General features: G+C 72.3%; 11 protein-coding genes. 2 read left to right on the top strand and 9 right to left on the bottom strand.

The features are described from left to right. Positions 1–42: 42 nt before the first annotated feature. Both DN051_RS08995 and DN051_RS08990 read right to left on the bottom strand, forming a co-directional pair. Entirely contained in the window at positions 43–1,383 is a 1,341-nt protein-coding gene (locus tag DN051_RS08995) for an MFS transporter (protein WP_053759094.1), read from the bottom strand. Between the two features lie 153 nt (positions 1,384–1,536). Next, on the bottom strand, positions 1,537–2,202 hold the full coding sequence (locus DN051_RS08990; protein ID WP_053759093.1) for a TetR/AcrR family transcriptional regulator: 666 nt from the start codon (positions 2,200–2,202) through the stop codon (positions 1,537–1,539). Between the two features lie 127 nt (positions 2,203–2,329). On the opposite strand from DN051_RS08990, the gene DN051_RS08985 reads away from it, so the two are divergent. Together DN051_RS08985 and DN051_RS08980 are read left to right on the top strand one after the other, a co-directional pair. Continuing rightward, positions 2,330–3,205, top strand: a complete 876-nt coding sequence (locus DN051_RS08985; RefSeq protein ID WP_112442173.1) for a shikimate dehydrogenase — start codon at positions 2,330–2,332, stop codon at positions 3,203–3,205. Between the two features lie 14 nt (positions 3,206–3,219). Next, entirely contained in the window at positions 3,220–5,055 is a 1,836-nt protein-coding gene (locus DN051_RS08980) for a sugar phosphate isomerase/epimerase and 4-hydroxyphenylpyruvate domain-containing protein (RefSeq protein ID WP_053759092.1), read from the top strand. On the opposite strand, the gene DN051_RS08975 is transcribed toward DN051_RS08980, so the two are convergent. Genes DN051_RS08975 through tal form a run of 7 tightly spaced genes read right to left on the bottom strand, consistent with a single transcriptional unit; the run spans position 5,042 to position 13,433 of the window. Continuing rightward, the gene (locus tag DN051_RS08975) at positions 5,042–6,505 is read right to left on the bottom strand and encodes a hypothetical protein (protein ID WP_053759091.1); all 1,464 of its coding nucleotides are present in this window, start codon (positions 6,503–6,505) and stop codon (positions 5,042–5,044) included. The genes DN051_RS08980 and DN051_RS08975 overlap by 14 nt on opposite strands. Before the next feature lie 46 nt (positions 6,506–6,551). After that, complete coding sequence (locus DN051_RS08970) at positions 6,552–7,139, bottom strand: histidine phosphatase family protein (RefSeq protein WP_112438453.1); 588 nt, start codon at positions 7,137–7,139, stop codon at positions 6,552–6,554. A gap of 7 nt (positions 7,140–7,146) precedes the next feature. Beyond that, complete coding sequence (gnd, locus tag DN051_RS08965) at positions 7,147–8,025, bottom strand: phosphogluconate dehydrogenase (NAD(+)-dependent, decarboxylating) (RefSeq protein WP_112438452.1); 879 nt, start codon at positions 8,023–8,025, stop codon at positions 7,147–7,149. 6 nt (positions 8,026–8,031) lie between these two features. Then, on the bottom strand, positions 8,032–9,675 hold the full coding sequence (gene pgi, locus DN051_RS08960; RefSeq protein WP_112438451.1) for a glucose-6-phosphate isomerase: 1,644 nt from the start codon (positions 9,673–9,675) through the stop codon (positions 8,032–8,034). Further along, positions 9,668–10,600 carry a glucose-6-phosphate dehydrogenase assembly protein OpcA gene (gene opcA, locus DN051_RS08955; RefSeq protein WP_053759087.1) on the bottom strand — a complete coding sequence of 311 codons (933 nt, stop codon included), beginning with the start codon at positions 10,598–10,600 and terminating at the stop codon, positions 9,668–9,670. Before opcA ends, pgi begins: the two co-directional genes overlap by 8 nt. Continuing rightward, a complete protein-coding gene (gene zwf / locus DN051_RS08950) occupies positions 10,597–12,291 on the bottom strand; it encodes a glucose-6-phosphate dehydrogenase (RefSeq protein ID WP_079000905.1) in 1,695 nt (564 codons plus the stop codon). Before zwf ends, opcA begins: the two co-directional genes overlap by 4 nt. After that, positions 12,288–13,433 carry a transaldolase gene (gene tal / locus DN051_RS08945; RefSeq protein WP_112442170.1) on the bottom strand — a complete coding sequence of 382 codons (1,146 nt, stop codon included), beginning with the start codon at positions 13,431–13,433 and terminating at the stop codon, positions 12,288–12,290. The genes zwf and tal overlap by 4 nt, the downstream gene beginning before the upstream one ends. Between the last annotated feature and the right edge of the window lie 2 nt (positions 13,434–13,435).

Here is a 13,435-nt window from a genome sequence, read left to right as displayed (position 1 = left end):
CCCCGGCGGCCGACCGGCCACCGGGGACCCGGAGCGCACGGGTCAGGCCGTCACCTTCTCGGACCGGGCGGCCTGCGGCGCCCGCCCGCCGAGGTGCTCGCTCGGCACCCGGTGCGTCTCGCGGGCCGAGAGGGCGGCGAACACCGGCGGGACGCACAGCGCCGCGGTGAACAGCGCCACCGCGAACCAGTCGTCGCCGTCGGGGCCGGCGATCTGCGCGGCGAAGGTGACCGCGAACCCGGCGACCGCGAAACCGATCTGCGTACCGATCGCCACCCCGGACAGGCGCACCCGGGTCGGGAACATCTCGCCGTAGAAGGAGGGCCACACGCCGTTCGCGGCGCTGTAGACGACACCGAAGGCGACGATGCCCAGCAGCAGGATCAGCGGGTAGGAGCCGGTGGAGATCGCCCAGAGGTAGAGGAACATCGTGATCGCGCTGCCGACGGCGCCGGCCAGATACACCGGGCGGCGGCCGACGCGGTCCGACAGGGCGGCCCACAGCGGGATCGCGGCGAGCGCGACGACATTGGCGAGCGCGCCGACCCACAGCATGGAGGAGCGGCTCATGCCGACGGAGTCGCTGGTCGCGTACGACAGCGCCCAGACCGTGAAGATCGTGCTGACCGAGGCGATCAGGGCGCCCGCGACCACCCGCAGCACATCCGCCCAGTGCTCGCGCAGGAGCACCGCCAGCGGCAGCTTCACGACACCCTCGGTGGTGGTCTGCTGCTCGAACGCCGGGGTCTCCTCCAGCTTGCGGCGGATGATCCAGCCCACCACGGCGACCGCGACGCTCAGCCAGAACGGCACACGCCAGCCCCAGGACATCAGATGCTCCTCGGGGAGCGCGGCGACCGGCAGGAAGACGAGCGTGGCCAGCAACTGGCCGCCCTGTGTACCGCTGAGGGTGAAGCTGGTGAAGAACCCGCGCCGGCCGGGCGGCGCGTGTTCGAGCGTCATGGAGTTGGCGCTGGCCTGCTCACCGGCGGCCGAGATGCCCTGGAGCACACGGCACAGCACCAGCAGCACCGGCGCGAGGGTGCCCACCTGGTCGCGGGTGGGCAGACAGCCGATGAGGAAGGTGGACACGCCCATCAGCATCAGCGTGAAGACCATGATCTTCTTGCGGCCCACCCGGTCGCCGAAGTGGCCGAGGAACAGCGCCCCGACCGGCCGGGCGGCGTACGCCACCCCGAACGTCGCCAGCGACAGCAGGGTGGCCGTCGCCGGGTCGGACTCGTCGAAGAACACCTCGGGGAAGATCAGGGCGGCCGCGCTGCCGTAGATGAAGAAGTCGTAGTACTCCAGGGCGCTGCCGATCCAGGCCGCTGTCGCGGCCTTCTTCGGCTGTCCGGGCGGGGCGGGGGCGGGGACGGACACGGCGGCTCCTTCGAGGGAACTCCGCACGGGCGGAGTGAGCGGAGGGGAGAAGGCCGGATCTTCGGCTAATTAACCCACTGGATAGTTAGTCCCAGTGGCAAGGGATGGTGCGCCCGCCGTTCCGCTCTGTCAAGGGGGTGTGCCGCGCCGTGTTCAGGCCTTCGAGCGCTCCGCGGTGAGATAGGCGATCACCATGTCGCCGAGCATGGTCCGGTAGTGCTCGCGCTGCGCCGGGTCGACCAGGTCCCGGCCGAACAGGGCGCCGAAGGTGGCCCGGTTGGACACCCGGAAGAAGCAGAAGGAACTGATCATCGCGTGCAGGTCGACGGCGTCGACGTCGGCCGTGAACAGGCCGGACTCCTGTCCCGCGGTCAGGATGCGGCGGATCACGTCGAGCGCCGGTGAGCCGATCCGGCCCAGCTTCCGGGAGGCGGCGATGTGCTCGGCGCCGTGGATGTTCTCGATGCTGACCAGGCGGATGAAGTCCGGGTGCGCCTCGTGGTGGTCGAAGGTCACCTCCGCCAGGCGCCGGATCGCGGCGACCGGGTCCAGGTGCTCGACGTCCAGCTGCTGCTCGGCCTCGCGGATCACCCCGTAGGCCCGCTCCAGGACGGCCGTGAACAGCTGCTCCTTGCCGCCGAAGTAGTAGTAGATCATCCGCTTGGTGGTGCGGGTGCGGGCGGCGATCTCGTCGACCCGGGCGCCGTCGTAGCCGGCCCGGGCGAACTCCTGGGTGGCGACGTCGAGGATCTCGGCCTGGGTGCGGGCGGCGTCACGGATGCGTCCGCCTGGCCGTACCGGTTCGTCGACGCTGGTCATCTGGTTCCTTCGGGCGAGGGGCAGCTGTCGAGATTCTAAGAGCAGGCGGCCACGGTCTTCCCCTGGCGGTGGACGGCTGCTATGACTAACGTACTGGTTCGTACATTAAGTGGTCAGGAGATCGATGGTGGCCAAGGACTCGTATCTCGTCGGACTGATCGGATCCGGCATCGGACCGTCGCTCAGCCCGGCACTGCACGAGCGGGAGGCCGACCGGCAGGGCCTGCGCTACCTGTACCGCCTGATCGACATCGACCGCCTCGGGCGCGCCCCCGAGGCGGTCGGCGACCTGCTGCGCGCCGCACGCGACCTCGGCTTCGACGGCCTGAACATCACACACCCCTGCAAGCAGCTCGTCATCGAGCACCTGGACGCGCTCGACCCGCGGGCCGAGGCGCTCGGCGCGGTCAACACCGTCGTCCTCGACGACGGCCGCGCCGTCGGGCACAACACCGACATCACCGGCTTCGCCACCTCCTTCGCGCGGGGACTGCCCGACGTCCCGCTGGAGCGGGTGGTGCAGCTCGGCGCGGGCGGCGCGGGCGCGGCCGTCGCACACGCCGTGCTCACCCTCGGCGCCGGGCAGGTCACCGTCGTCGACCCGGTGGCGCCGCGCGCCGCAGCCCTCGCCGACTCGCTGAACCGGCACTTCGGCGGCGGCCGGGCGGTCCCGGCGGCCCTCCGCGAACTCGCCGCACTGCTCCGCCACGCCGACGGCGTCGTCCACGCCACCCCCACCGGCATGGCCGCCCACCCCGGACTGCCCTTCCCGGCGGACCTGCTGCACTCCGGGCTGTGGATCGCCGAGGTGGTCTACCGCCCGCTGGAGACCGAACTGCTGCGCACCGCCCGCGCGCTGGGCTGCGCCACCCTCGACGGCGGCGGTATGGCGGTCTTCCAGGCGGCGGACGCGTTCCGGCTGGTCACCGGGCGGGAACCGGACAGCGCGCGGATGCTCGCCGACATCGCCGAGCTGGCCGGTGCCGTGGGCACCCCGAGGTAGGAAGAGGTACCGCCGTGCGCACCTCCATCGCCACCGTCTCCCTGAGCGGATCCCTCACCGAGAAGCTCACGGCCGCGTCCCGGGCCGGCTTCGACGGCGTCGAGATCTTCGAGAACGACCTGCTCGCCGCCCCCCTCACCCCCGAGGAGATCCGCGCCCGGTGCGCCGACCTCGGCCTGCGCGTCGACCTCTACCAGCCGATGCGCGACATCGAGGCCGTACCCGCCGAGGAGTTCGCCCGCAACCTGCGCCGGGCCCGGCACAAGTTCGAGCTGATGCGCCGGCTGGGCGCCGACACCGTCCTCGTCTGCTCCAGCGTCTCCCCGCTCGCCGCCGACGACGACGCGCTGGCCGCGGAGCACCTGGCGCGCCTCGCGGGCCTCGCCGAGGAGTTCGGGATCCGCGTCGCCTACGAGGCGCTCGCCTGGGGCCGGCACGTCGACACCTACGACCACGCCTGGCGCATCGTCGAGGCGGCCGGGCACCCGGCGCTCGGCACCTGCCTGGACAGCTTCCACATCCTCTCGCGCGGCTCGGACCCCAAGGGCATCGAGGACATCCCCGGCGAGAAGATCTTCTTCCTCCAGCTGGCCGACGCCCCGCTGCCCGCCATGGACGTCCTGCAGTGGAGCCGCCACCACCGCTGCTTCCCCGGCCAGGGCGGCTTCGACGTCGCCGGCCTGGTCCGCCACGTGCTGCGCACCGGATACACCGGACCGCTGTCGCTGGAGGTCTTCAACGACGTCTTCCGGCAGGCCGAGGCCGGCCCGACCGCCGTCGACGCCCGCCGCTCCCTGCTGGTGCTCCAGGAGGCGGTGGGCACGGCGGACCTGCCCGCGCCGGTCGTCCCCACCGGCATCGCCTTCGCCGAACTGGTCACCCATGACACCGAACCGGTCTCCGCGCTGCTCGGCGCGCTGGGCTTCGCCCGCACCGCACGGCACCGCACCAAACCGGTCGACCTGTGGCAGCAGGGCGAGGCGCGGGTCCTGGTCAACACCGGGCCCGCGGTGCCCCGCGGAGCGACCGGCCTCGCCGCCGTCGGCCTCCGGTCGCCGCGGCCGTCGGCGGCGGCCCGCCGCGCCGAGGCGCTGCTCGCGCCGGTCCTGCCGCGCCGCCGCGCCCCCGAGGACGCGCCGCTCGACGCGGTCGCCGCACCCGACGGCACGGAACTGTTCTTCTGCCCCGAGCCCGCCCGCCCGGCCCCCGGCGAGCAGCCGGGCGGCCCCGCCGAACCCCCGCGCCCGGACTGGCGGGCCGACTTCGAGCCGGTCGCGCACGGTCCCGCCGCCACCGCCGTACGGCGCATCGACCACCTCGCCCTGACCCAGCCCTGGCACCACTTCGACGAGGCCGCCCTCTTCCACCGCGGCGTGCTCGGCCTGCACGCGCAGGAGAGCGTCGACGTCGCCGACCCCTACGGCCTGCTGCGCAGCCGCGCCGTCACCAACTCCGACGGCAGCGTCCGCATCGCCCTCGCGGTCGGCGCCGCACCGGGCGACGACACCGGCCGCGCCCAGCACATCGCGCTGGCCACCGACGACGTGATCGCCGCGGCCCGCCGTTTCCGCGCGGCCGGCGGCCGGCTGCTGCCGGTGCCCGCCAACTACTACGACGACCTCGCGGCCCGCCACGACCTGACCGAGGAGGAACTGCGTACCTACCGCGAACTCGGCATCCTCTACGACCGCGATCCGCACGGGGTGTTCCGGCACTGCTACACCCGCACCGTGGGCCGTGTCTTCTTCGAACTGGTGCAGCGCGACGGCGGCTACCGCGGCTACGGCGCCGTGAACGCGCCGGTGCGGCTGGCCGCCCAGCACGCGGTGCGGGCCGTCACTGGCGGCTGACCGTGCGGGTGATGCCCGCGACGACCGTCGTCGCCAGGATCCAGCCGGTCAGGACCAGGACGTGGGCCAGCGTCCGGTACCAGCCGGCCGGCGCGAAGGCGGACTCCTGGCCGAAGGAGATCACCGGCAGCAGCAGGTCCAGTGTGTAGAACACCGGGTCGAACTCGGGTGCCTCGGCGGGCTTCAGGGCGCGCGGCCGGTGCACGGTGTACGCGACCGAACCGAGCGCGAGCAGCGACAACAGCCAGCCGGCCGCCCGCAGCGGCCGGAAGCCGTAGCCGACGGCGGCGTCCTGGACGTGCCCCCACAGCCGGCCGTACCAGGGCAGCGTGCCGCGGTGCCGGCGCTGCTTGGCCAGCTGCACCAGCCGGGCCGCACGGTCGTCGCCGATGCGCCGGTAGGCGGCGGTGAGCTGTTCGTAGGCGTGCGGGACGTAGCCGTCGCGGTCGCGTTCCAGCATGGGCAGCCGGCGTTCGGCGGGTTCGTGCGGGTCGAGGGAGGTGTAGACGAGATTGCCGAGGTGGACCTCGTCCGGCACCATCTCCGGTTCCAGGAACAGCACGTCCACCTGGGTCCGGCGCAGGTTCAGACCGCCCGTCGGCGGCGGGCCCTTGCGCAGCCAGATCTCGCCGATGGTGCAGCTGCTCGCCCGCAGCGCGGGACCGAGCGGGTTGGACAGCCGGGCGTAGGACAGGTCCAGACGGCCCGCTATCCGCGATCCCCGCAGCCCCAGCCGGCCGGACACCTGTGCCCGCCGCAGCAGGAGGTCGCCCTCCACGCCGAGCGTCTGCCCGTCCAGCGCGGAGCCGCCGGGGTGGTCGAGGCGGGCCTCGCTGAGGTCGACCGATCCCGCGACCGCGGCGCCGGTGAGGCGTATCTCGCCCAGGACGTTCAGGCCGGGGGCCGAGAGGCCGTCGCCGACGGTGACGTGGTTGAGCTGGAGCGCCGGTCGGTCCTCGTCCGGCGCGGCTATCCGTGCCCGGTCGAGGAACAGCGCCCCGGCGACCTCCGCCCCGCCGAGCCGGACCGGGCCGGCGAACCGGCAGCCCGTCAGCCGCAGTACGCCCTCCACCCGGAGGGTGGCGGAGTCCAGTCCGGGCAGCACCGAGCCGCGCAGATCGAGCTGGCGCAGCCGGGCGCCGTACAGCAGCGGCACACGCTCGAAGAAGCAGTCGCTCAGCTGGACGGCGTGCTCGCAGCTCGCGTACTGCAGGTCCAGGGCGCCGGTGACCCGGGCGCCCTTCAGCCGGAGCGAGGCGACCTCGCCGTCCTGCCGCGGAGGGTCGAGCAGCAGATCGCGCAGCACGGCCGCCCGTACGGTGCGCTCCGGCCCCCACTCCGCTCCGCGGGCGGTGTCCTCGCCGGGCGGATCCCGGAAGTCCACGGTCGCCCCGCGGGCGAAGGCCCGGTACACCCGCAGTTCGGCCGCGGTCAGATCGTCGGTCTCCATCGCCGGGGACTCTGACGCGCCCGGACGGCGGGTGTCAACACGGCGCTCAGGGGCGCAGGTTCCACTCGGCGACCACCGGCCGGCCGTGCTCCGTCGACAGCCGGCCCACCGCCCCCGTGGCGAGCTGGAACAGGCGCCCGTCCGCCGGCGGCAGCCCGAGCCGGCGGGCCGTCAGGACGCGCAGGAAGTGGCCGTGCGCGACCAGGACCACGTCACCGCCGGCGAGGGCGCCGCCGATCCGGGACAGCACCCGGTCGGCGCGGGCGCCGACCCCGGCCGGGGACTCGCCCGGCCGCTCGTGCGTGCCCGGCGGCACGCCGTCCGTCCACAGCTGCCAGTCGGGACGGGTGCGGCGGATCTCCTGGGTGGTGACGCCCTCGTAACCGCCGTAGTCCCATTCGTGCAGGTCGGGGTCCGGTACGGCCCCGGTCAGGCCCGCCAGTTCGGCGGTGCGTGCCGCGCGGCGCAGCGGACTGGTCAGCGCGACGGCGAAGGTCCGCCCGGACAGGAGCGGAGCGAGGGACTTGGCCTGCGCCTCGCCGTGCCCCGTCAGGGGCAGGTCGGTGAGGCCGGTGTGCTGTCCCGTGACGCTCCACTCCGTCTCGCCGTGGCGGACCAGCAGGAGATCCCCCACGGCAGGCCTACTTCGTCGACTCGACGGCGTGCCCGCCGAACTGGTTGCGCAGGGCGGCGATCAGCTTCATCTGCGGGGAGTCGGGCTGCCGGGAGGCGAACCGCGCGAAGAGGGAGGCCGTGATCGCGGGCAGCGGCACCGCGTTGTCGATGCCCGCCTCCACCGTCCACCGGCCCTCGCCGGAGTCCTCCGCGTAGCCGCGCAGCTTCTCCAGGTGCTCGTCCTCGTCGAGGGCGTTGACCGCGAGGTCGAGGAGCCAGGAGCGGATGACGGTGCCCTCCTGCCAGGAGCGGAAGACCTCCCGGACGTCGGTCACCGAGTCGACCTTCTCCAGCAGCTCCCAGCCCTCGGCGTAGGCCTGCATCATGGCGTACTCGATGCCGTTGTGGACCATCTTCGCGAAGTGGCCCGCGCCGACCTTGCCCGCGTGGACGTAGCCGTAGGGGCCCTCCGGCTTGAGCGCGTCGAAGATCGGCTTCAGGCGGTCGACGTGCTCCTTGTCCCCGCCGACCATCAGCGCGTAGCCGTTCTCCAGGCCCCACACGCCGCCGGAGACGCCCGCGTCGACGAAGCCGATGCCGTGCTTGGCGAGTTCCTCGGCGTGCTTCTCGTCGTCCGTCCAGCGGGAGTTGCCGCCGTCGATCACGGTGTCGCCCGGCTTGAGCACGCTCGCCAGCTGGTCGATGACGCCCTGGGTGGCGGCGCCGGCCGGGACCATGACCCAGATCGCGCGCGGCGCCCGGAGCCGGTCGGCGAGCTCGACCAGGTTGTCGACGTCGGAGACGTCGGGATTGGTGTCGTAGCCGAAGACCTCGTGGCCGGCGTTGCGCAGACGCTCGCGCATGTTGCCGCCCATCTTGCCCAGACCCACAAGACCGATCTGCATGTCAGCTCACTTCCTGAGTTCGCGGTAGGCGGCCACCAGCGCGGCCGTGGACGGGTCGAGACCGGGGACCTCGGCACCCTCGGTGAGGGCGGGCTCCACCCGCTTGGCGAGCACCTTGCCGAGCTCGACGCCCCACTGGTCGAAGGAGTCGATGTTCCAGATCGCGCCCTGGACGAAGACCTTGTGCTCGTACAGCGCGACCAGCTGGCCCAGTACCGACGGGGTCAGCTCGGTGGCCAGGATCGTGGTGGTCGGGTGGTTGCCCTGGAAGGTGCGGTGCGCCACCTGCTCCTCGGGCACGCCCTCGGCCCGCACCTCGTCCGCCGTCTTGCCGAAGGCGAGGGCCTGCCCCTGGGCGAACAGGTTGGCCATCAGCAGGTCGTGCTGGGCCTTGAGCTCGTCGCCGAGCTCGTCGACGGGACGGGCGAAGCCGATCAGGTCGGCCGGGATCAGCTTGGTGCCCTGGTGGATCAACTGGTAGTAGGCGTGCTGCCCGTTGGTGCCGGGCGTGCCCCAGACCACGGGACCGGTCTCCCAGCCCACCGGGCGCCCGTCCCGGTCCACCGACTTGCCGTTGGACTCCATGTCCAGCTGCTGCAGATAGGCGGTGAACTTGGACAGGTAGTGGCTGTACGGCAGCACCGCGTGCGTCTGCGCGTCGAAGAAGTTGCCGTACCAGACGCCCAGCAGGCCCAGCAGCAGCGGGGCGTTGGACTCGGCGGGGGCGGTGCGGAAGTGCTCGTCGACCAGGTGGAAGCCGTCGAGCATCTCCCGGAAGCGCTCCGGGCCGATGGCGATCATCAGGGACAGGCCGATCGCCGAGTCGTAGGAGTAGCGGCCGCCGACCCAGTCCCAGAACTCGAACATGTTGTCCGGGTCGATGCCGAACCCGGTGACCTTCTCGGCGTTCGTGGACAGCGCGACGAAGTGCCGGGCCACCGCCTTCTCCTCGCCGAGCGCCTGAAGGAGCCAGGAGCGCGCCGAGGTGGCGTTGGTGATCGTCTCGATCGTGGTGAAGGTCTTCGACGCCACGATGAACAGCGTCTCGGCCGGGTCCAGGTCCCGCACCGCCTCGTGCAGGTCGGCGCCGTCCACGTTGGACACGAACCGCAGGGTCAGCGAACGGTCGGTGTAGGCGCGCAGCGCCTCGTACGCCATCGCCGGGCCCAGGTCGGAGCCGCCGATGCCGATGTTGACGACGTTCCTGATCCGCCTGCCGGTGTGGCCGGTCCACTGCCCGGAGCGGACCCGGTCGGCGAAGGCGCTCATCCGGTCGAGCACCGCGTGGACCTCGGGGACCACGTTCACGCCGTCGGCCTCGACGACCGCGTCGCGCGGGGCGCGCAGCGCGGTGTGCAGCACGGCGCGGTCCTCGGTGATGTTGATCTTCTCGCCGCGGAACATGGCGTCCCGCTGCCCGAACACGTCGGTGGCGGTGGCCAGTTCCTGGAGCAGTGCGAGGGTCTCGTCGGTGACGAGGTTCTTGGAGTAGTCGATGCGCAGGTCGCCGACCCGCACGACGTACCGCTCGGCGCGGCCGGGATCCGCGGCGAACAGCTCACGCAGCCGGGGGCGCTGGAGCGTCTCGGTGCGGTGGTCCTCCAGGGCGGTCCACTCGGGCCGCCGCGTCAGCACGGGGGCGTCAGACATGAGAAGCGTTCTCCTTGGTGCCGCCGCGCAGGGCGATGGCGTACATCTCGTCGGCGTCGAGGCGGCGCAGCTCCTCGGCGATGAGTTCGGAGGTGGGGCGCACCTTCAGCGCGAGGGTGCGCGGCGGCTGGCCCGGCAGGGACAGGGTGGCCAGCGGGCCCTCGGGCCGGTCGATCCTGATCTCGCCGTTGTCGGTGCCCAGCCGGACTCCGGTGACGACGGGTCCGGCGGTCTCCACCCGGTCCACCGTGACGTTCAGGCGGGCCTCCAGCCAGCGGGCGAGCAGTTCGGCGCTGGGGTTGTCGGCCTCGCTCTCCACGGCCGCCGAGGTGATCGTCTGCCTCGCCTGGTCGAGGGCCGCGGCCAGCATCGAGCGCCAGGGGGTGAGGCGGGTCCAGGCGAGGTCGGTGTCGCCCGGCGCGTAGGAGCGCAGGCGGGCCTCCAGCGCGGCCAGCGGCTGCTCGACGGCGTACATGTCGGTGATCCGGCGCTGGGCGAGCGCCCCGAGCGGGTCCTTGGCGGGCACCTCGGGCGCGTCCACCGGCCACCACACGACGACCGGCGCGTCCGGCAGCAGCAGCGGCAGGACGACGGAGTCGGCGTGGTCGGACACCTCGCCGTAGGTCCGCAGGATGACCGTCTCGCCGGTGCCGGCGTCGGCGCCCACCCGTACCTCGGCGTCGAGGCGGGACTGGGTGCGGTCCCGGGGGGAGCGGGCGTGCCGCTTGATGACGACCAGGGTGCGCGAGGGGTGCTCGTGCGAGGCCTCCTCGGCCGCCCTGATCGAGTCGTAGGCGTTCTCCTCGTCCGTGACGACGACCATCGTCAGGACCATGCCCACGGCCGGCGTGCCGATGGCGCGGCGGCCCTGTACCAGCGCCTTGTTGATCTTGCTTGCCGTGGTGTCGGTCAGGTCGATCTTCATGGCCTGCGCCAGCTCCGTCCGTCTCGTGCGAGCATTTCGTCGGCTTCCCGGGGGCCCCAGCTGCCCGACGCGTACTGCGCCGGCCTGCCGTCCTGCGCCCAGTGGTCCTCGATCGGGTCGAGGATCTTCCAGGACTCTTCCACTTCCTGGTGACGGGGGAACAGATTGGCGTCACCCAGGAGGACGTCCAGAATGAGCCGCTCGTAGGCCTCGGGGCTGGACTCGGTGAAGGACTCGCCGTACGCGAAGTCCATCGTCACGTCCCGGATCTCCATCGACGTGCCCGGCACCTTGGAGCCGAACCGCACCGTCATGCCCTCGTCCGGCTGGACGCGGATGACGACCGCGTTCTCGCCCAGCTCCTCCGTGGCCGTGGAGTCGAACGGGGAGTGCGGGGCGCGCTGGAAGACCACCGCGATCTCCGTCACCCGCCGGCCGAGCCGCTTGCCGGTGCGCAGGTAGAAGGGGACGCCCGCCCAGCGCCGGTTGTCGACGTTCAGCCTGACCGCGGCGAAGGTGTCGGTCGTGGAGGCCGGGTCGATGCCGTCCTCCTCCAGGTAGCCGCGCACCTGCTCGCCGCCCTGCCAGCCGGCCGCGTACTGGCCGCGCACGGTGTGCTCGCCGAGGTTCTCGGGCAGCTTGACCGCCTTCAGCACCTTCAGCTTCTCCGCCAGCAGGGACGCGGCGTCGAAGGACGCGGGTTCCTCCATCGCGGTGAGCGCCATCAGCTGGAGCAGGTGGTTCTGGATGACGTCGCGGGCCGAGCCGATGCCGTCGTAGTAGCCCGCGCGTCCGCCGATGCCGATGTCCTCGGCCATGGTGATCTGCACGTGGTCGACGTAGCTGCGGTTCCAGATCGGCTCGAACATCTGATTGGCGAAGCGCAGCGCCAGGATGTTCTGGACGGTCTCCTTGCCGAGGTAGTGGTCGATACGGAACACCTGGTCCGGTTCGAACACGTCGTGCACGACCTTGTTGAGCTCCTGGGCCGACCGCAGGTCGTGACCGAAGGGCTTCTCGATCACGGCCCGCCGCCAGGAGCCCTCGGGCGCGTCGGCCAGCCCGTGCCGCTTCAGCTGCTGGACGACCTTCGGGAAGAACTTCGGCGGTACGGAGAGGTAGAAGGCGTAGTTGCCGCTGGTGCCGCGGGCGGCATCCAACTCCTCGACCGTGGTGTGCAGTTGCTTGAACGCCTCGTCGTCGTCGAAGTCGCCGGGGATGAACCGCATGCCCTCGGAGAGCTGCTGCCAGACCTCCTCGCGGAACTCCGTGCGGGCGTGCTCGCGCACCGCGTCGTGCACCACCTCCGCGAAGTCCTGGTCCGCCCAGTCGCGCCGGGCGAAGCCGACCAGCGAGAAGCCCGGCGGCAGCAGCCCGCGGTTCGCCAGGTCGTAGACGGCCGGCATCAGCTTCTTGCGGGACAGGTCACCGGTGACGCCGAAGATGACCAGCCCGGACGGCCCGGCGATGCGCGGCAGACGGCGGTCGCGAGGATCGCGCAGCGGATTGGCCCAGTCGGGTGAGGCGGCCCGCGCGGCCGCACCGGACCCGCTGTCCGTCCCGCGCTCGGCGGTCGCCGCGTGCCGGTCCTCGTGCGGCGTCGGCGCCGCGTCCGCGGATCCCTCGGGGGCGCCGGCCTCCCGGGCCCCGGTTCCCTCGGCCTGAGCCGCCGTGGAACGCTTCCTGCTCATTCCCCGTCGACCCCCTTCCCGTTCAACGACTTCGTCACGGCGTCCAGCAGGTCCTGCCAGGCCGTCTCGAACTTGGCCACGCCCTCGTCCTCCAACTGCTGCACCACCTCGTCGTAGGAGATGCCGAGCCGCTCGACGGCCGCGAGATCGGCACGGGCCTGCGCGTAGCCGCCGGTCACGGTGTCGCCGTGGATGCGGCCGTGGTCGGCCGTCGCGTTCAGCGTGCCCTCGGGCATCGTGTTGACCGTGCCGGGAGCGACCAGGTCCTCGACGTACAGCGTGTCCTTGTACGCCGGGTCCTTCACCCCGGTGGACGCCCACAGCGGGCGCTGCTTGTTGGCCCGCGAGCCGGACAGGGCCAGCCAGCGCTCACCGGAGAACACCTGCTCGTACGCCTCGTAGGCGAGCCGCGCGTTGGCGAGCGCCGCCCGGCCCTTGAGCGCCAGGGCCTCGTCGGTGCCCAGCAGCGTCAGGCGCTTGTCGATCTCGCTGTCGACGCGGGAGACGAAGAAGGACGCCACGGAGTGGACGGCCGACAGGTCCAGGCCCGCCGCCTGCGCCTTCTCCAGGCCGGCCAGGTAGGCGTCCATCACCTCCCGGTAGCGCTCCAGCGAGAAGATCAGCGTGACGTTGACGCTGATGCCGGCACCGATGACCTCGGTGATCGCCGGCAGACCGGCCTCGGTCGCCGGGATCTTGATCATCACGTTGGGCCGGTCGACCAGCCAGGCGAGCTGCCTGGCCTCGGCGACGGTGGCCGTGGTGTCGTGGGCCAGGCGGGGGTCGACCTCGATGGAGACCCGGCCGTCCCGGCCGCCGGTGGCGTCGTACACCGGGCGCAGGACGTCGGCGGCGGCGCGGACGTCGGCGGTCGTCATCATCCGGACGGCCTCGTCGACCGTGACGCCCCGGACGGCGAGGTCGGCGAGCTGCTCCTGGTAGCCCTCACCGGACCCGATGGCGGCCTGGAAGATGGACGGGTTGGTGGTGACGCCGACGACGTGCCGGGTCTCGACGAGCTCGGCCAGGTTGCCGGAGGCGATCCGGCTGCGCGACAGGTCGTCCAGCCAGATCGACACGCCTTCGTCGGAGAGGCGCTTGAGGGCTCCCGCGGTGGCGGATGCTTCGGTCACAGTGATCATCT

Source organism: Streptomyces cadmiisoli (genome assembly GCF_003261055.1).
Lineage (GTDB): Bacteria > Actinomycetota > Actinomycetes > Streptomycetales > Streptomycetaceae > Streptomyces > Streptomyces cadmiisoli.
This window is presented reverse-complemented; position numbering and strand designations above follow the sequence as displayed.